Here is an 18,242-nt window from a genome sequence, read left to right on the forward strand (position 1 = left end):
GTTCCGGCGTAGCTCAGCGGTAGAGCAGTTGACTGTTAATCAATTGGTCGTAGGTTCGATCCCTACCGCCGGAGCCATTTCCAAAAATATCAGGCGCTTAGCCCGTTAAGGCATCCTCAAAATCTGCGCGCAGGTTGCGCTTTAGGACCTTGCCGGTCGCGTTCAATGGAAGCGCGTCCACAAAGACAACCTTATCGGGAATCTGCCATTTGGCAATCTTGCCGTCAAAGAAGGCCAGCAACTCTTCTTCGCTGGGGTTGGAACCTTCGGCTTTGACGGCCACCAACAAGGGGCGTTCGTCCCATTTGGGATGAGGCACACCAACAACGGCTGCCGTGGCGAGCTGTGGGTGGGCGACGGCGATGTTTTCCAACTCGACCGAGCTGATCCATTCACCCCCGGATTTGATGATGTCCTTGGACCGGTCCCGGATTGTCATGTATCCGTCCGGGTCCAACGTTGCGACATCTCCGGTCGCGAACCATCCGTCCTGCAGCAGGTCTTCATCCTGCATCTGGAAATAGCTGTCCAACACCCAATGCCCGCGCACCAGCAGATCGCCCTGCGTGACGCCATCTTGAGGCAGATCCTTGCCGTCATCATCGACGATCTTCAACTCGACGCCATAAGGCGGTCTGCCCTGGCTTTCGCGCAGCTTGTGTTGTTCTTCAAGCGGCAGGTCAAAATGCTTGGCCAACGGATTGTTCGTTGTACCCAACGGGCTCATCTCGCTCATACCCCACGCGTGAACCGTATCAACGCCATAAGTTTCGCGGAAGGTCTCAATCATCGAGGGCGGACACGCAGCACCACCAATCACGGTGCGGTTCAAGCTGGCCAGTTTGCTTCCTGATTTTTCGGCATGTGCCAGCAAGCCCTGCCAGATCGTCGGAACGCCCATTGCAAGCGTCACGCCATATTTATCGACCAAATTCACCAAGGCTTCGCCATGCAGGCCCGGCCCCGGCAGCACCATGCGCGAGCCGGACATGGCGCAGGCATAGGGCGACCCCCAGGCGTTGACGTGGAACATCGGAACCACTGGCATCACGACATCCATAGCTGAAAAGCCGATGACATCTCGCGTGTTCGATCCGAAACTGTGCAGAACTGTGGAACGATGGGAATACAGAACGCCTTTGGGATTGCCCGTCGTACCCGAGGTGTAGCAAAGGCTGGACGCCGTGTTTTCATCAAAACTGGGCCATTGGAAACCGTCATCGCCTGTTTCGATCAGCTCATCATAGAGCACCACGCCCGGGATTTGAACAATGGCATCCTCATTTCGTGGCCCCATCAAAACGAAATGGCTGACCTCGGACAGGTGTTCGTGCAGGGCGGCGACCAGAGGGATGAATGTTTTATCAAAGAACAGAACCCGGTCTTTTGCGTGGTTGATGATGTAAGTCAGTTGCTCAGGGAATAACCGGGGGTTCACCGTGTGGCACACGAAACCCGCGCCGGACGTGGCATAGTAGATCTCCAGATGTCGCCGGTTGTTCCAGGCCAACGTGCCAATGCGATCCTGCGGCTCCAACCCCAGCTTGGTCAGCGCTGATCCCAGCTTTCGAGCGTTTTGCGCCACCTGCCCCCATGTGGTTTCGGTGACCGACCCATCGGTTTCGACCGAGTAGATCTCGGTCTGGCCGTGATAGCGTTCGGCGTGATCAATCAGCGACGAAATCAGCAAAGGCTGCGTCATCATCTGTCCCAGCATGGACATCCTCCCATTGTCAGCACCACGCAGTTGAGCAGCGCTGTCTGCTTGCCCGAAGCCTCTTATCCGCGTGCGCAAAGCAGAGAGTTCAGGGCGTTCCCTAAGAACTGACCCTGCCAATCATTTAATTGTCTGACAATAAAAGAATGCAGTCTGCCTTAACGGCAGCCTGCAAAATACCGCGTTACTGATCGCGGTGGCGCATTGTATAGGCAACCAGAGCAGCGGTTGAGCCGTCCTTGCCGGATGCGCTTTCATCACCATCAACGATCGGGCCGAGAGATGTCGCAAGTTCCTTGCCCAACTCAACGCCCCACTGGTCGAACGAGTTGATGCCCAACAGAACGCCTTCGACAAACACACGATGTTCGTACAGCGCGATGATCTGGCCCAGAACAAACGGAGTGAGCTTTGGGTACATCAACGTTGTGGATGGACGGTTGCCCGGAAAAACGCGGTGACGGGCTTGCCGTTCCAGCTCGTCCCCTTCCAGCCCCTTCTCCGCCATCCGTTGCCGTGCTTCAGCCAGCGACCGGCCGCGCATCAGCGCTTCGGACTGTGCAAGGCAATTGGCCAGCAACAGGCGGTGATGGTGGGTCAGTTCAGGTTCGTGCCCTTCGGCCGCGACCATGAATTCACATGGGATCACGTCGGTGCCCTGATGGATCAACTGATAGAACGCATGTTGCCCGTTGGTTCCCGGCTCTCCCCAAACCACGGGACCCGAAGGAACGGTCAGAGTGTTGCCGTCCATGGCAACAGACTTGCCGTTCGATTCCATCTCAAGCTGTTGAAAATACGCTGGAAGACGCAGCAGTCTTTGATCGTATGGCAGCACGGTCCGGCTGGCATGACCCAGAACCTGACGATGCCAAATGCCGACCAAAGCCAGCATGACCGGCATGTTTTCGATCCAGTCGGCGGCGCGGAAGTGGACGTCCATCGCCTCTCCGCCACGCAGGAACGCGTCAAAGGCGTTCGACCCTACGGCGATCATTACCGGCAGGCCCACCGGGCCCCAGACCGAGTAGCGCCCGCCGACCCAATCGGCAAAACCGAACACGCGCTCTTTGGGGATGCCAAAGGCTTGGGTCTTGTCCAGCGCGCTGGACACAGCCGCAAACTGTCTGGCCGGGTCGCCGCCGCCATCTTCCATCCAGGCCCGTGCCGTTCGGGCGTTGGTCATCGTTTCGATTGTCGTGAAGGTCTTGGAGGCGACGATTACCAAAGTCCGCGTCGGATCAAGCTGGCGTAGCGTGTCGGCGATATGTGCACCGTCTACATTCGAGACATAGTGGAGTCTTGGTCCGTCATGATACGGGGACAGCGCATGCGTCGCCATCACCGGACCCAAATCCGAACCACCAATGCCGATGTTGACCACATCGGTAAAGCCGCCCCCTGCCCCAGTGACCGCCCCGCCGCGCACCTCTTCCGCGAAGACACGCATCCGTTGCAGTGTGTCCAGAACATCGGGCATGACGTCCAGACCATCGACCTCAACCGGGCCACCATCCAGATTACGCAGCGCTGTGTGCAGAACGGCACGGCCTTCGGTTTCGTTGATCTTTTCACCATCGAACATCGCTGCGCGACGCGAAGCCAGACCAGTCTCATCACACAACGCGATCAAGGCCTTTCGGACGTTATCTGTGATCTGGGTTTTGGAATAATCAAACAGCAGATCTCCGGTGGACGCGGAAAAACGCTGAGCCCGGTTCGGATCGCTTTCAAACAGCCCGAGGATGGCCTCGTCCTGCACTTCGGATGCTAGATTTTTGAGCGGGTCCAATTGCATCTGTGTCACTCCGCCCAATGAACCGTCATGCCGGTTAGCGCGGCAGCGATCGGGGCCTCTTCCGGATGCAGAGACATGGCCTTATCCAACGCATCGCGCTTGGTGGCGCCAAAGATAATCAGGTGTTTGGATAGCGCTCCATCCAACACGGGGCCAGTCAGCGTGATCCGCGCCTCGGGTTGGGTTTCGGGACGGGCGACTGCAAGCGGTGGCGCGTGACTATCCAGCGCGTCTTCAAGCCCCTCCATCCCCGGAAACAGAGAAGCTGTGTGCATATCCTCACCCATTCCAAGAACCAGAACCGAAAGCGGCAAGACTGGTGTAATCAAGGATTCGATTTCCGGCAGGACATCGTCCGGTTCTTTACCTTCAACATACAGGGGCACGTATTGCGCAGCCGAAGCACGGTTTGTCAGCAAGCGCTGCCGGATCAGCCGTTCGTTCGAACGGTCGCTATCACCCGGAACACAGCGTTCGTCCGTGGGCAAAACCCGCACACGGTCCCATTCCAGATCAGCCGCGCACAGGCCATCGAATACCGGCCCGGGGGTCGTGCCGCCCGGCACGGCCAACGAAACCATGTCGTGATGCAGCAAGGCAGCCTCCAACTCTCCGGCCAAGGCGTTTGCGACATCAATTGCCAGCATGTCGCGATCAGCATATTCCTGAATCTTCATGGGTTTATTCCTTGCCAGCGGCGACCATCTCGTTTCATCAGCAGCTCGGCGTCGCCCGGGCCTGTGCTGCCGCTTTCATAAGGTTTTGGTACGTCACCGCGCGCGTGCCAGCCCGCGATGATCGGGTCGGTCCAGGCCCATGCGGCCTCGACCTCATCCCCGCGCATGAACAGGGTCTGGTTGCCCCGGATCACGTCCATGACCAGCCGTTCATATGCATCCGGGGGGTCTTGGTTTCCCGACCCCAGCGCCTCGGCGAAGCTCATGTCTAAGGGCACATCGACCAGACGCATACCGCCCGGCCCAGGTTCCTTGATCGTCACCTTCAGCGTGATACCTTCGTTCGGTTGCAGCCGGATCGACAGGACATTGGCGTGGCGTCCGGCCTCTTCGCCAAAAATCGAATGCGGCGCGTCCTTGAACATCACGTTGATCACCGAAGACCGCGCCACCAGACGCTTGCCCGTGCGCAAGTAGAACGGCGTGCCCGCCCACCGCCAATTGCTAATATGCGCCCGCAACGCCACATAACTTTCGGTGGTCGAGCGCGGATTACCCACGGTTTCGCGGTATCCTTTCCCGCTTTCACCTCCATCGAACTGCCCTCGCACGATATGGTGTGGCTGGACCTGATCCAACGCGCGAATAACCTTGAGTTTTTCATCCCGCACAGCGTCCGGATCAAATTTTGCCGGAGGCTCCATCGCGATCAGACACAAAAGCTGCATCAGGTGATTCTGCATCATGTCGCGCATGGCACCTGCGCGCTCATAGTACTCTTCCCGCCCGTCGATACCTACGGATTCGGCCACCGTGATCTGGATGTGATCGACATACTGGCTATTCCACAGCGGTTCGAACAGCATATTGCCAAAGCGGACGGCCATCAGGTTCTGGACGGTTTCCTTACCCAGATAGTGGTCGATCCTGTATATCTGGCTTTCCCGAAAATGCTCAGCCAGGGTCGCGTTTAACGCCCGTGCGCTTTCCAGATCGTGGCCAAATGGTTTTTCAACGACAATCCGCGTGCTTGGCGTCGCAAGATCATGCGCTTTGATCCGCTCGGCCAATGGCCCGAACAGGCGCGGACCGACCGAGAAGTAGAACGCGCGCACCCGATCTTGGTTCAGCTTGTCAGAAAGCTGATCCCATCCTTCATTCGAGTATCCGTCCAGAGTTACATAGTCGACGCGGTCCAGAAACGCGCGCAATGCGCCCTCGTCCTGGCATTGCGCAGCCGCATGGGTTCGCAGCGATTCGGCGACCAATGCCTGAAACCCCGCGCGGTCGTGGACCGTGCGCGCCGCGCCAATGATTTGGACGCCTTCGGCCCACTGCCCTGAACAAAAGCGCCGAAACAGGGCCGGTAGAATCTTACGTTGTGCCAAGTCGCCGGTCCCGCCAAAAATGACGAGATCGAACGGATCAACAGGTATGACGCGAGAAACCATGGTTTTTCCTTATCTTGCCCCGCCGGGCATGTCCAATGTTAGCGCAATCGGTCAGCGTAAATCCCCCATCATCAAAACTCTGTCAGGTCGCACTTGCCTGACTTAACTAATCCGAGTCGAGCAGCTACATCAGAACTAACTTCAAAGAACCGGATACCGGAATGAAAGACAACGCGCCTCAGACCGCCAATATCGGCAAGTTTCAGAACAAATTGGTGACAGCAGATGGGCAAACCCGCGCTACCGTAGCGCTGAAGAACCCCGAAACGTTGTGGTTCAATACCGGCACCCTTTGCAACATCGAATGCGTCAACTGCTATATCGCCAGCAGTCCAACCAACGACGCGCTGGTCTATATCACCACCGAAGAGGTGCGCGACTACTTGGACCAGATCGAAGAACGCAACTGGCCGGTGCGTGAGATTGGGTTCACCGGGGGTGAGCCCTTTATGAACCCCGAGATGATCGACATGACCCGCGCCGCGCTGGAGCGCGGCTATGAGGTCCTGATTCTGACGAATGCAATGCTGCCGATGATGCGCCGCAAGATGCGCGAAGGGTTGCTGGATCTGAAGCGCAACTATGGAAACAAGCTGACACTTCGAGTTTCCGTGGACCACTATCGCCCCGAACTGCATGACGAAGAACGCGGTAAAGGCAGCTTTGACAAGACCATCACTGGCATGGAGTGGTTGCGCGACAACGGGTTCAATATCGCTATCGCAGGGCGCACGGTCTGGGGTGACAGCGACGCCGACAGCCGCGCCGGGTATGAGGCGTTCTTCAAGCGGCACAGCTTTGACATCGACGCACAGAATCCTGGCCAGACCGTTTTGTTCCCCGAGATGGACGAAACCGTCGAAGTCCCGGAAATCACAACCGCTTGCTGGGGCATTCTGAACAAAACACCCGAGGCTGTAATGTGTTCGAATGCCCGCATGGTGGTCAAACGCAAAGGCGCAGAACGGCCTGCCGTTCTGGCCTGTACCCTACTGCCGTACGAGCCTGAGTTTGAATTGGGCACCACACTGGCCGAGGCCGAGGCCGACGTACACCTCAACCACCCACATTGCGCAAAGTTCTGCGTTCTGGGCGGCGCCAGCTGCTCGGGCTGATCAGTTCAGCTCGGGCGATTTCCAGTATTTTGTGCCTGACGCCCCAGCCGAAACGCGCCAGCCCTTTTTGCTGAGCACAAAAAACGACCGCCCATCTGTGAACCTGAGCGTCTCATCGGTGCGCTCATCTCCATACATTGCGCCGGATTCCGCAGTCGCGTCGTAACCTTGCGTGATAAAACTGTCCAAATCTGCTTGGGTTTCAAACAGGATCACGAATTTGGTCTCGAACCCGCCGATACCGATCGCCGCGCCCACGCCGCCGGTTCCCATATTCATATAGGTGTGCTGACCAGTCTCTTTGTTCACGGCAACACCGCGCCCGTACCCTGCGGACACCGGGAAAACTGTCACTTTGCGGGAATCGAACGCAGCATATCCCGCACTGACATCATATAGCGCTTGTGCTTCGGGGTTTTCGGCAAGCAACTGCGCCAACACATCGACGGCCATGACATCCAGCTTGGCGCGTGTCTCTTCGGGCGTCGCCTCGTTTGACAGCAAATCAGAGGTGGACGTGATGGTTTCATCAACCGCGTTCGCCCCTTTTTCGAGTGTTTGCCCGACGGTTTCTGCCCCACGTCCGACAGCATTAGCCGTATTTTCAGCGCCCTTCTTGATTTTATCAAGGACACCTTCGGCCGACACCGGCCCGGCTAGGCAGATGGCAACTGCAATCAAAAAAACTCTGGGCATTCCGGTTTCCGCTTGTGGCCAATGACTTCGCCGCCACGATACCGGATGCACCGGAAATGTATATGGGTTTGGGCCTGATGCGCCCGGGCGTCAATTCACTCGGAATTCGCCTACCACGTTGCGCCATTCCCCGGGCGCGATCATTTTTCGATGTGTAAACCGCACGGAATGCAGCGGTCCTTCGATCTCTCGCTGCCAGAATTCAATAAAATCGAATAGTTTGGGATGATCCGGTGCAAGGTCGTATTCCTGCCAGATAAATGTATTTAGCACGTGAATATAGTCGGGCATGTGATAAAAAAATTCGGCCGTCGTCAGCCCATACCCCTTGAGCATCAGTTCTGTTTCGCTTTGCTCCATGCAGACCTCCAAAATTGTTGCAAGGTCTCTTCAGCATAGCACAGAAACCACCTAACCCTTGGTTAACAATATGTTACCCCAGTGTTACGGGTGTTTTTTGCCTAGAATGCGCTGCTTGCTTGCACCTTATGTGCCGGGTCTGATAAGGTACATCCACAAGATATAGACCCAGCACAATAAACGGGCAGGTTACGTGAGCGATACGCCAGAAACCCCAGAAAACATGGATGAAACACCGCCCCAGCGTCCCGTATATGACGGCCCGACGGTATCCATCGAATCCGAGATGCGCACGTCCTATCTGGACTATGCGATGTCGGTCATTGTGTCCCGCGCGATCCCCGATCTGCGCGATGGCCTGAAACCGGTGCACCGGCGCATCCTCTATGCCATGCACGAGACGGGCAATACCCACGACAAGTCATACCGCAAATCGGCCCGTCCGGTTGGCGATGTCATGGGTAAGTACCACCCGCATGGTGACAGCGCGATCTATGACGCGCTGGTGCGGATGGCGCAGGATTTCTCGATGTCGCTGCCGCTGCTGGATGGTCAGGGCAACTTTGGCTCGATGGACGGCGATAACCCGGCGGCCATGCGCTATACCGAAGTGCGGATGGACAAGCCCGCCGCATCTCTGCTGGCCGATATCGAAAAAGAGACGGTCGATTTTCAGGACAACTATGACGGCAAGGACCGCGAACCGACGGTTCTGCCCGCCCGTTTCCCGAACATGCTTGTCAACGGTGCCGGTGGTATCGCCGTCGGCATGGCAACCAACATCCCGCCGCACAATCTTGGCGAAGTCATCGACGCAACGCTGGCGCTGATCGATGAACCGGATCTGACATCCGAACAGCTGATCGAATATATTCCCGGCCCCGATTTCCCAACCGGTGGTGTGATGCTGGGCCGTTCCGGTGCGCGCAAAGCCTATCTGGAAGGGCGCGGCAGCGTCATTATCCGCTCTAAGACCCGCGTCGAGGAAATCCGCAAGGACCGCTACGCCATCGTCGTGGACGAGATTCCCTATCAGGTGAACAAGGCCTCGATGATCGAGAAAATCGCCGAAGCCGTTCGCGAAAAACGCATCGAAGGCGTCAGCCACGTTCAGGACGAATCCGACCGCAATGGGGTGCGTGTCGTGGTCGAACTCAAACGTGATGCGACGCCCGAAGTTGTTCTGAACCAGCTATTCCGTTTCTCGCCGATGCAGACCTCTTTTGGTTGCAACATGCTGGCGCTGAATGGTGGCCGGCCCGAGCAGTTGACCCTGCGCCGGTTCCTGACCTCTTTCATCGACTTCCGTGAAGATGTCGTCGCCCGTCGCACCGCGTATGACTTGCGCAAAGCCCGCGAACGCAGCCACATCCTGTGTGGTCTGGCCGTGGCTGTGTCGAACGTGGATGAGGTGGTCGCCACGATCCGGTCATCCGCTGACGCGGCGCAAGCGCGTGAAAAGCTGATGACCCGCCGCTGGCCTGCGGCTGAGATCGAAAGTTATCTGCGCCTGATCGACGATCCTCTGTCCAAGATGAATGACGACGGCACCTATAACCTGACCGAAGTTCAGGCCCGCGCCATCCTTGACCTACGTCTGCAGCGACTGACTCAGATCGGTGTCAAAGAGGTCACGGACGAGCTGGAAGAACTGGCAGGTAAGATCCAGGAATACCTCGATATTCTGTCCTCGCGAGAGCGCATCATGTCGATCATCGGAGATGAGCTGCGCAGCGTTCGTGAACAGTTTGCCGTGCCCCGTCGCACCGAGATCGTTGATTGGTCCGGCGACATGGAAGACGAGGATCTGATCGAACGTGAGGATATGGTCGTGACCGTCACGTCGGGCGGATACATCAAGCGTACTCCGCTGGCCGATTTCCGCGCGCAAAAGCGGGGCGGCAAGGGCCTGTCGGGGATGCAGACCAAGGAAGAGGATGTTGTCACTAACCTCTTCGTTGCCAATACCCACACGCAGCTGCTGTTCTTCACGACGGATGGCATGGTCTACAAACTCAAGACCTGGCGTCTGCCGCAATCGGGGCGCACTGGTAAGGGCAAGGCAATCGTCAACATCTTACCGATCCCGACCGGTGTTTCCATCGCCGCGATCATGCCGGTGGATGTACCCGATGAAGAATGGGAGAACCTTCAAATCATCTTCGCCACCAGCGCGGGCGACGTGCGTCGTAACCGCTTGTCAGACTTCACCAATGTCCGACGCAACGGCAAGATCGCAATGAAACTGCCCGAAGATGTTGAGCTGGTGAACGCCCGTATCTGCTCGGAAGATGAAGATGTGATGCTGGTCACCAATTCGGGTCGTGCAATCCGCTTCCGCACCACCGATGTACGAGTGTTCAACTCGCGCGAATCCACCGGTGTGCGCGGTATCAGGCTGTCCAATGGAGACCGCGTGGTTTCGATGTCGGTGATCCGCCATTTCGAAGCGACCCCCGAAGATCGTGTGGCTTACCTCAAAATGCGCCGTGCGGTTGCAGGGCTTACCGAAGATGACGCTGGTGACGAAGAGGAAGCCGCGGCAAGCAGTGATTTCAACCAGGAAAAGTATGCCGAGATGTCGGCAGCCGAAAACCTGATCCTGACAATCACAGCAGGCGGCGCGGGCAAGCTGAGCTCTAGCCACGACTACCCAGTCCGCGGACGCGGCGGGATGGGTGTGGCCGCCATGGACAAGGCGATGCGTGGTGGCGAACTCGTCGCCTCGTTCCCGGTCGATATGGAAGATCAGATCATGCTGGCGACGTCCAAAGGCCAATCGATCCGGGTGCCGGTTGATGGGATTTCGTTCCGCTCCCGCTCGGCCGGTGGCGTGAAGGTCTTCAACACCGGCAAAGGCGAAGTGGTCGTCAGTGTTGCCTGGATCGCCGATCAAGGCGACGAGGACGAAGCGGAAGAGTAACCGACAGATCCATAACATTATTCAGGCGCTACACTTTCGGGTGTGGCGCCTTTTTATTTATCAAAAGGTCTTCGACCGCCCAAAGGCGATCCTGTCCCCAGACACTTTCCCCGGCGACACGGAAACTTGGGACACCCCATAGCCCGATCTCTTGCAGGCGGTCCTGATTGACCGCTACCCGATCTCTCCAATGATCCGAGCTAACGTGCGGTTTCGCACTCTGCCAATCCAACCCCGCGTTTTCGACGATAATCCGAAGCCCACGATCGGTTGCAGCATTTAGACCCTTTGACCAGACGCCGCGCAGGAAGGCGGAACAGAACTCAGGCAGTTTTTCCTGCGCTTCGGCATAATCCAGTAAGGCATAGCCACGCTCGACTCCTTTGCCCAAAGGATCACAGATACGCCCAAACGGGATCCCCAACCGCCGCGCTTCGCGCACGCAATCATAAAGGATGTAGGAGGACTTGGGTGGAGGGACGGGTAAGCCTCGCATCAACATTGGCAAAACCGGCCTCAGAACCAGCCGTGCGTTGTAATGGCGTGCCAAGTCGACGGCCCGGTCAAATGCCAGATACGAATAAGGGCTGCGGAAAGAAAAGAAGAACTCAATCTCCTGATCTTTAGACTTCTCTTGGTCCAGTTGCACTGAAGGCAAAGGCACTATCGGTGACGATCCGCTTCCCAGACCCACGTGCAGCAACCGATTTTCGAGGTAATGAAGACGATCAACGCCCCAATACCATTCACCATCGTTGTGAAACGTTCCGCCGAGATAGTGACCCAAAGCTGAAAGTTGCTGGTCACCATCCTCGATCAGCGCAGCCGGTAAGGGGTGATCAGACGACGAAAAGCCCTTTCCCGACCAAAGATCTTCGCTGATACCTCGGACATTTTTAACAAAGCTCTCATTCGTCAGTTCGGCTGCCATCTGTTTTTCCGCAATTGCAATGAAAGCCTCGTCAGGAACTGCGCCTTCAGGAGGGCTGAGACCAAGCTTTCGGGCCAGCCTTGCCGCATCTTTGATAGCATTTTGCCGATGTGCTGCCGGGTCCGGCAAAGCCTCGGCCGGAGGGCCCGAAATCAGATGCGGGCGCAGCTCGACATCATAGGTGTCTCGAAACTGCTGCAAGACCTGTGCGGTGAGGTGACAGTATGGGTCGGAAACATCATGGAAATATTGGACAACGCGCGGCCGGTTCAGCACCTGATGCTTTGCCTCCAACACGCGCCTACGCGCCACCAGGCGCGTGTTGCTGGTCAGAATTGACGCTATGTGTGGTTTGACATGTGTTGCAAAGAACAAGGTGGTTCCTTTGGTAAAACCGTTCGAACCACCCTACCCTCATTCAGGTCAAAACCAATGCACCTACACGGCAACTTGACGAAACGTTTCCTGACCTCAGAGCCCGTATAATTCGCCAAATTTTTGTTCCAGATACCCGAGTAACGGGTCAGGTCCGGGTTCCATACCGCTTGCACGCTGAATGGTCTCGCGCGGAGCGTAAAGCCCACCGTGTTGCTGGACATTCTTACGCAGCCAATCGGTTGCGCCTGTCGTGTCACCTGCTGCCAGTTGCGCATCCAGTTCCGGCACAGCGTTCCGCAACGCTTGGTAAAGGCATCCTGCATAGACATTGCCCAGCGAATAGGTTGGGAAATAACCAAACAGACCCACTGACCAGTGCACATCCTGCAGACACCCGTTTGACGGTGTGTCGACGGCATAACCAAAATCCGCTTTGAAGCGGTCGTTCCACGCAACCTCCAGGTCATTCACCTGCAAATCACCGGCCATCAGCGCGCGCTCCAGATCAAAGCGCAGCATGATGTGGAGGTTGTATTGCACCTCATCCGCCTCGGTGCGGATGTACCCGTTGTGAACACCGTTGACCGTTGCATAGAACGTATCCGGGTCGGAGATGCCAAAATCGCCAAACGCGTCTTTCATTTGGCCAAACAACCAACCGGTAAAGGCACGGGATCGGCCCAGTTGGTTCTCGTAGATCCGGCTTTGGCTTTCATGCACACCCATCGACACACCCCGCCCCAGCAGCGTCAGGGCATAAGCCGGATCAATCCCCTGTTCATAGGCGGCATGGCCGACCTCGTGGATTGTCGAATAGAAGCAGTTGAACGGATCGTTTTCACTGGTCCGGGTGGTGATCCGAACATCCGAGCCGCTGCCCGAGCTGAACGGGTGAACGGCCTTGTCGATACGGCCTGTATTCAGGTCATACCCGAAAGTGGTGGCCAGTTTCTCGGACAATTGCATCTGTTTCAGCTCATCGAAACTCCCCGTCAAAGCCTGAGGTGCAGGTTTATCCAGAACAGCGGCGCGCAGAGCTACCAGACGCGGGCGCATCTGGTCAAAGATTTCGGCGATCTGCGATCCGGTCGTGTAAGGCTCATAATCCTCAACCATCGCGTCGTAGATATTGCCACCCTGCGCCAGTGCGGCACCTTCTTCACGCTTTAGCGCCACGACCTCATCCAGCACGGGCAAGAAAGCGGCGACATCTTCGTCTGCGCGGGCCTGCGCCCAGGTTCCCTGTGCTGCTGACGTCACGCGTGCAATGGCCGTTGCCAGGTCGGCAGGCACCTTGACCGTCCGTTCATAGGACCGGCGGATTTCTCGCAATTGCGCCTGCCCGACCTGATCCTGAGGCTCGGCTTGCTCCAGCCATTCAGCCACACGGGGATCGGATCGGCGCGCGTGCAAAACCGCTTCAATCGCTGCCATTTCCTCGGCCCGCTGCGACGCGGCCCCCCGGGGCATCACTGTTTCCTGATCCCAGCCCAAGCGTCCGGCAATTTCGCCCAAGGCCGATGTTTCGCGCTGGAAGGCCATCAAATCGTCATAAGCACTCATGGAAATCAGGCTCCGCGCAGAGAGGTAGCTATTGGGTAAGCGGTCAGGAACCGCGCCCGTAGGATCAGGGTCCAGACGACGACGGCCATGAACTGGTGGAAGATGGCGATCTGCCACGGGGCTGCGTAGATCACGGTCGCGATCCCAATCACCACCTGCAGCGACAGCGCTGCGAAGGCCGCGTTGAAGGCAAAGCGAGTTTGCGGATGAGCACTGGTGCTTCCGCGCCGCCAAACGACGATGCCGAAGATGAACAGCAGATAGCCAGCGCAACGGTGGATGAATTGAACCAGACCGGGGCTTTCGAAAAAGTTGCGCCACATCGGTTCGAGCATCGTCATATCAGGCGGCAGTAACTGCCCGCCGATCAGCGGCCAGTCGGTATAAGACCGTCCGGCGTCGATCCCGGCGACAAGCGCGCCAATAAGGATTTGTAAAAAGGCGAAATGCATCAGGCCAGTGGACAACGAGAACAGACGCGCCTCTTTCGCGCGACGGGCCTGCATCAGGTCACGCTCCTCGCGGCCCAGTTCAAAGATGTACCAGACAAGGAAGCCGAGAATTACAAAAGCCAACCCCAGATGGATGGCAAGGCGATAGCTGGCGACAGCGATCATCCCTTCGCCCTGCGTTACGCCTGAGGCGACCATCCACCAGCCAACAGCGCCCTGAACACCACCCAAAAAGCCCGGAATCAGCAGTTTACCTGTCCACCCGGTCGGAATTTTCCGCGCAATAAGAAAGCCAAAGAAACCAAGCGCCCAGACCAATCCAATCACGCGGCCAAGCTGACGATGGCCCCATTCCCACCAGTAGATGGATTTGAAATCGCCCAGCTCCATCCATTGGTTCTGGATGCGCCACTGGTCGATCTGCTTGTATTTGTCGAACTCGGCTTGCCAGTCCGCCTCATTCATCGGCGGGATGGCCCCGGTAATCGGCCGCCACTCGGTAATCGACAATCCGCTATCGGTCAGGCGTGTCAGCCCACCCACAGCGATCATCACGACCACAAGGGCAAACAGGATCATCAGCCAGGCGCGAATGGCCTTACGCGCACCCCCGCGGCCACGATCGATCATACCCGGTTGAACAGCTTGTTGTTTTTCAGTGTCTGAGACGTCTTCGAAGATGCTGCGCTTACCGCTCATGCTGTCCTCTTGTGCCTTGGATTTCGTCGCAAGCTAGGGTGAAGCGGAACATAGGTCCAGCCTCAGCCTTTGTCTTTCCAGCGGACCATCTGCCGCATGACCCCATGCAACATCTGCACATCCGCCCGCGTCATGCGCATCCGCGACCAAAGGTTGCGCAGGTTCGTCTTCATACCTTCGGCCTTTTCGGGCGGATAAAAGAACCCCGCCTTTTCCAGCCGGTCTTCATAGTGTTCGACCAGTTTCTCGACCTCGATGCCCGTGGCCCAGTCGCCCTTGCCCAGATCGGTGGCCTCATGAACCACATCGCCGGTCTGGCGCATCCACTCATAGGCGGTCAGAAGCACGCATTGGCCAAGATTCAGCGAGGCGTATTCCGGGTTTACCGGAACCGAGATGATCGCGTTTGCCTTAGCGATGTCTTCGTTTTCAAGCCCTGCGCGTTCCGGGCCAAACAGAACACAGACCTTTTCACCAGCAGCAACCTTTTCGGCAGCCAACTGCATTGCGCGTTCCGGGCTGTAGACCGGCTTGGTCAATCCACGCTGTCGCGCCGTGGTCGCAAAAACAAAAGTGCTGTCGGATAGCGCACCGGTCAGATCGTCATATAGCTGCGCCTCATCCAGCAATCGCCCGGCCCCGCTGGACATCGCCACAGCCTTGGGGTTCGGCCACCCATCCCGAGGTGCCACGATCCGCATCCGATCCAGCCCGAAATTCCACATCGCCCGCGCGGCGGCACCGATGTTTTCACCCATCTGCGGGCGCACAAGCACGAATGAGGGTTGGGATTTATCGCTGGGCATGGCTGTCTCCGAAAGCTCCGCCTGCTCTAATCTGCGCGCGCAGGCAGGGCAAGCCGTTCGCGCCTTCATTTGGGCCGGAAACCAGCATAAAAGTTTGCTTCCCCGCCGCAATCCGCTAAACCGCGCAAAAGACTGAAAGCGAAGGACGCGCCAATGGACACCCCCGAGCAGCCGCAGATTTACCTGATTACGCCACCGACCATCGAACTGAGCAGCTTTCCCGACCGCTTGGCCAGCGTGCTGGACGGGGCAGAGATCGCCTGTATCCGTCTGGCCTTGGCTGGTGGCGATGAAGACACCATCGCCCGCGCGGCGGACGCCTGCCGTGAGGTTGCCCATGCGCGCGATGTGGCGCTGGTTATCTCAAACCATGTTCTGCTGGCGCAGCGATTGGGGTTGGACGGGGTGCACCTGGATGACGCCGCGCGCTCGGTTCGGTTTGCAAGAAAGGAATTGGGCGCGGACGCCATCGTTGGCAGCTTTTGCGGTGCGTCCAGCCATGATGGGATGACCGCGGGTGAGGCCGGCGCGGACTATGTCGCCTTTGGACCGGTGGGCGCGTCAACGCTGGGTGATGGCACGATGGCCGAAATGGATCTGTTCCAATGGTGGTCTGAGACGATTGAAGTTCCAGTCGTTGCCGAGGGTGGCCTGAATCCCGACTTGGTTCGCGACCTAGCCCCCTGCACCGATTTTTTCGGAATCGGGGACGAGATCTGGTCACAAGATGACCCTCTGGCCGCGCTGAAGGATCTGACTGACGCGATGCGCTGATCAGTGCGAGCGTTAACGCTTGCACCTTCGCCGGGGCTGCGGCATGACGACGACATGACTCAGAACAGCGACATCCTTTGTATCGGCTCGGTTCTTTGGGACGTGATTGGCCGGTCCGCCAGCGCCATGCGGCAGGGCTCGGACGTTCCGGGGCGGATCACCCGCCTGCCCGGCGGCGTGGCCATGAACATCGCCATGACGCTTGTGCGCTTTGGCATGACCCCCACTCTGCTGACTGCCATCGGGCGCGATCCTGAGGGTGATGAGCTGGCAAACGCGTGTTCCCGATTGGGCATGGTGACGGATCATATTTACCGTTCGCAGGATTTGCCGACCGACCGGTACATGGCAGTCGAAGGGGCCAACGGCCTGATCGCAGCCATTGCCGATGCGCATTCGCTTGAGGCCGCGGGTGCCAAAATCCTGCGCCCGCTAATGCACGGGCCGCTAGGGTACGAAAACGAGCCGTTTGAAGGACCTATCGCACTGGACGGCAATCTGACACTGAACTTGCTTGAGGAAATCGCCCAAAGCCCCGCCTTTGCGCGCGCCGATCTGCGTGTGGCACCGGCCTCGCCCGGTAAAGCCGAACGCTTGCTGCCGTTCCTGAGGCATGCGCGGGCCACGCTGTATGTGAACCTCGAAGAAGCCGGCATCCTGTGCCAGCGCGAATTCAAGGATTCCGAAAGCGCCGCCAAAGGCCTGCTGGATCGCGGCGCGCTGCGCGTGTTGGTCACCGACGGCGGAAGCTCGGCCACGGTTGGTAATGCGGACGAAATCCTGACCCAAACACCCCCGTCCGTTCTGGTTACCCGCGTAACCGGCGCAGGCGACACATTCATGGCGGCCCACATCGCCTCAGAATCCGGTGGAGCATCCAGTGCCGAGGCCCTGACCCGCGCCCTAAACGCCGCCGCAACTTACGTATCCGGAGAGACCCCACTGTGATAGACATTCAATATTCCGCCGAGGTCCGCGCCGCCAAGGACGCAGGCCAACCCATCGTTGCGCTGGAAAGCACCATCATCACCCACGGGATGCCCTACCCTCAGAATATCGAAGTTGCGGCCCAGGTCGAACAGGACATCCGCGACGCGGGCGCGGTTCCGGCCACAATGGCCGTGATCAATGGCAAACTGCATGTGGGCCTTGAGGCTGATGAGCTGAAAGCGTTGGGTCAGGCGCAGGGCGTCGCCAAGCTGTCACGCGCAGACATGGCCGCCTGCATGGCAACTGGCGGAACCGGAGCGACCACGGTCGCCGCCACGATGATCGCCGCCCATTATGCCGGGATCGAAGTGTTTGCCACCGGTGGCATCGGCGGCGTGCATCAGGGTGCCGAGACGACCTTTGATATCTCAGCCGATCTGCATGAGCTGGCCCAATCTCCGGTTACAGTTGTAGCCGCGGGCGCAAAGGCTATCCTCGATCTGGCAAAAACGCTCGAGGTTCTGGAAACGCTGGGCGTTCCTGTCATCGCCTACGGGCAGGACGAATTCCCGGCCTTCTGGTCCGCCAAATCCCCGTATGCCGCGCCCCTGCGTATGGACAGCGCCGAAGACATCGCCACGGCCCACGCCACGCGCCGCGCGCTTGGCTTGCCCGGCGGTCAGTTGGTCGCCAACCCGATCCCAGCCGACGATCAGATCCCGGCCGAAGAACTGGCACCTATCATTGCCTCGGCACAGGCCGACGCAGATACGCACCGGATCAGCGGCAAGGGTGTCACGCCGTACCTGCTGCAGCGGATCTACGAACAGACCGAAGGGCGTTCGCTGGCCGCCAATATCGCTTTGGTCCGCAACAACGCGCGACTGGCAGCCGGGATTGCCCGTGCTCTAGCCGCGAAGACCGATTGACTTAAGCCTATTGTACCAAGGCACCCGACTGCTTAACTAACTC

Annotated in this window: 15 protein-coding genes and 1 tRNA gene; 6 read left to right on the forward strand and 10 right to left on the reverse strand. The window is 58.2% G+C overall.

Annotated elements, in window-relative coordinates:
• Window positions 1-2: 2 nt before the first annotated feature.
• Window positions 3-77, forward strand: a tRNA-Asn gene (locus tag AC2FJF_RS03490).
• Between the two features lie 20 nt (window positions 78-97).
• On the opposite strand, the gene AC2FJF_RS03495 is transcribed toward AC2FJF_RS03490, so the two are convergent.
• The 4 genes from AC2FJF_RS03495 to zwf form a co-directional block, all read right to left on the reverse strand.
• On the reverse strand, window positions 98-1,717 hold the full coding sequence (locus tag AC2FJF_RS03495) for a long-chain-fatty-acid--CoA ligase (RefSeq protein ID WP_496722986.1): 1,620 nt from the start codon (window positions 1,715-1,717) through the stop codon (window positions 98-100).
• A 184-nt stretch (window positions 1,718-1,901) separates the two neighbouring features.
• Entirely contained in the window at window positions 1,902-3,515 is a 1,614-nt protein-coding gene (gene pgi / locus AC2FJF_RS03500; RefSeq protein ID WP_496722988.1) for a glucose-6-phosphate isomerase, read from the reverse strand.
• A gap of 5 nt (window positions 3,516-3,520) precedes the next feature.
• Window positions 3,521-4,192, reverse strand: a complete 672-nt coding sequence (gene pgl, locus AC2FJF_RS03505; RefSeq protein WP_496722990.1) for a 6-phosphogluconolactonase — start codon at window positions 4,190-4,192, stop codon at window positions 3,521-3,523.
• Window positions 4,189-5,643 (reverse strand): glucose-6-phosphate dehydrogenase, encoded by a 1,455-nt coding sequence (gene zwf / locus AC2FJF_RS03510; RefSeq protein ID WP_496722992.1) that lies wholly within the window; start codon window positions 5,641-5,643, stop codon window positions 4,189-4,191. The genes pgl and zwf overlap by 4 nt, the downstream gene beginning before the upstream one ends.
• 161 nt (window positions 5,644-5,804) lie before the next feature.
• Between zwf and AC2FJF_RS03515 the strand changes: the two genes are divergently transcribed.
• Entirely contained in the window at window positions 5,805-6,758 is a 954-nt protein-coding gene (locus AC2FJF_RS03515; protein ID WP_496722994.1) for a radical SAM protein, read from the forward strand.
• Here AC2FJF_RS03515 and AC2FJF_RS03520 read toward each other — a convergent pair whose 3' ends face one another.
• Both AC2FJF_RS03520 and AC2FJF_RS03525 read right to left on the reverse strand, forming a co-directional pair.
• On the reverse strand, window positions 6,759-7,454 hold the full coding sequence (locus tag AC2FJF_RS03520) for a lipid-binding SYLF domain-containing protein (protein WP_496722996.1): 696 nt from the start codon (window positions 7,452-7,454) through the stop codon (window positions 6,759-6,761). It lies immediately after the preceding gene.
• A 90-nt stretch (window positions 7,455-7,544) separates the two neighbouring features.
• On the reverse strand, window positions 7,545-7,814 hold the full coding sequence (locus AC2FJF_RS03525; RefSeq protein WP_058271768.1) for an usg protein: 270 nt from the start codon (window positions 7,812-7,814) through the stop codon (window positions 7,545-7,547).
• Window positions 7,815-8,007: 193 nt separating this feature from the next.
• Here AC2FJF_RS03525 and gyrA point away from each other — a divergent pair, with 193 nt between their 5' ends.
• Window positions 8,008-10,737, forward strand: a complete 2,730-nt coding sequence (gene gyrA / locus AC2FJF_RS03530) for a DNA gyrase subunit A (RefSeq protein ID WP_496705394.1) — start codon at window positions 8,008-8,010, stop codon at window positions 10,735-10,737.
• Window positions 10,738-10,765: 28 nt separating this feature from the next.
• On the opposite strand, the gene AC2FJF_RS03535 is transcribed toward gyrA, so the two are convergent.
• From AC2FJF_RS03535 to AC2FJF_RS03550, 4 genes are all read right to left on the reverse strand, one after another.
• Entirely contained in the window at window positions 10,766-11,980 is a 1,215-nt protein-coding gene (locus AC2FJF_RS03535; protein WP_496722999.1) for a DsbA family protein, read from the reverse strand.
• 159 nt (window positions 11,981-12,139) lie between these two features.
• Window positions 12,140-13,609: a carboxypeptidase M32 gene (locus AC2FJF_RS03540; RefSeq protein ID WP_496723001.1), complete on the reverse strand. Its 1,470-nt coding sequence runs from the start codon at window positions 13,607-13,609 to the stop codon at window positions 12,140-12,142.
• 5 nt (window positions 13,610-13,614) lie between these two features.
• Entirely contained in the window at window positions 13,615-14,760 is a 1,146-nt protein-coding gene (ctaA, locus tag AC2FJF_RS03545) for a heme A synthase (RefSeq protein WP_496723006.1), read from the reverse strand.
• Window positions 14,761-14,822: 62 nt separating this feature from the next.
• Window positions 14,823-15,566, reverse strand: coding sequence for an RNA methyltransferase (locus AC2FJF_RS03550; protein ID WP_496723008.1), 744 nt, complete (start codon window positions 15,564-15,566; stop codon window positions 14,823-14,825).
• Window positions 15,567-15,719: 153 nt separating this feature from the next.
• Between AC2FJF_RS03550 and AC2FJF_RS03555 the strand changes: the two genes are divergently transcribed.
• The 3 genes from AC2FJF_RS03555 to AC2FJF_RS03565 are packed head-to-tail and all read left to right on the forward strand — an operon-like array spanning window position 15,720 to window position 18,199.
• A complete protein-coding gene (locus AC2FJF_RS03555; protein WP_496723010.1) occupies window positions 15,720-16,340 on the forward strand; it encodes a thiamine phosphate synthase in 621 nt (206 codons plus the stop codon).
• A gap of 54 nt (window positions 16,341-16,394) precedes the next feature.
• Window positions 16,395-17,288, forward strand: coding sequence for a PfkB family carbohydrate kinase (locus AC2FJF_RS03560; RefSeq protein ID WP_496723012.1), 894 nt, complete (start codon window positions 16,395-16,397; stop codon window positions 17,286-17,288).
• Window positions 17,285-18,199 (forward strand): pseudouridine-5'-phosphate glycosidase, encoded by a 915-nt coding sequence (locus AC2FJF_RS03565; protein WP_496723014.1) that lies wholly within the window; start codon window positions 17,285-17,287, stop codon window positions 18,197-18,199. The genes AC2FJF_RS03560 and AC2FJF_RS03565 overlap by 4 nt, the downstream gene beginning before the upstream one ends.
• Window positions 18,200-18,242 lie beyond the last annotated feature (43 nt).

It is taken from the genome of Ruegeria sp. CDSB013 (assembly GCF_059611165.1).

Bases quoted from the DNA above. Each gene is read 5' to 3' on its own strand.
- AC2FJF_RS03525 (WP_058271768.1), bottom strand. From the start codon at position 7,814: ATGGAGCAAAGCGAAACAGAACTGATGCTCAAGGGGTATGGGCTGACG.
- AC2FJF_RS03540 (WP_496723001.1), bottom strand. From the start codon at position 13,609: ATGAGTGCTTATGACGATTTGATGGCCTTCCAGCGCGAAACATCGGCC.
- AC2FJF_RS03495 (WP_496722986.1), bottom strand. From the start codon at position 1,717: ATGCTGGGACAGATGATGACGCAGCCTTTGCTGATTTCGTCGCTGATT.
- zwf (WP_496722992.1), bottom strand. From the start codon at position 5,643: ATGGTTTCTCGCGTCATACCTGTTGATCCGTTCGATCTCGTCATTTTT.
- AC2FJF_RS03560 (WP_496723012.1), top strand. From the start codon at position 16,395: ATGACTCAGAACAGCGACATCCTTTGTATCGGCTCGGTTCTTTGGGAC.
- AC2FJF_RS03515 (WP_496722994.1), top strand. From the start codon at position 5,805: ATGAAAGACAACGCGCCTCAGACCGCCAATATCGGCAAGTTTCAGAAC.
- AC2FJF_RS03550 (WP_496723008.1), bottom strand. From the start codon at position 15,566: ATGCCCAGCGATAAATCCCAACCCTCATTCGTGCTTGTGCGCCCGCAG.
- pgl (WP_496722990.1), bottom strand. From the start codon at position 4,192: ATGAAGATTCAGGAATATGCTGATCGCGACATGCTGGCAATTGATGTC.
- ctaA (WP_496723006.1), bottom strand. From the start codon at position 14,760: ATGAGCGGTAAGCGCAGCATCTTCGAAGACGTCTCAGACACTGAAAAA.
- AC2FJF_RS03555 (WP_496723010.1), top strand. From the start codon at position 15,720: ATGGACACCCCCGAGCAGCCGCAGATTTACCTGATTACGCCACCGACC.
- pgi (WP_496722988.1), bottom strand. From the start codon at position 3,515: ATGCAATTGGACCCGCTCAAAAATCTAGCATCCGAAGTGCAGGACGAG.
- AC2FJF_RS03520 (WP_496722996.1), bottom strand. From the start codon at position 7,454: ATGCCCAGAGTTTTTTTGATTGCAGTTGCCATCTGCCTAGCCGGGCCG.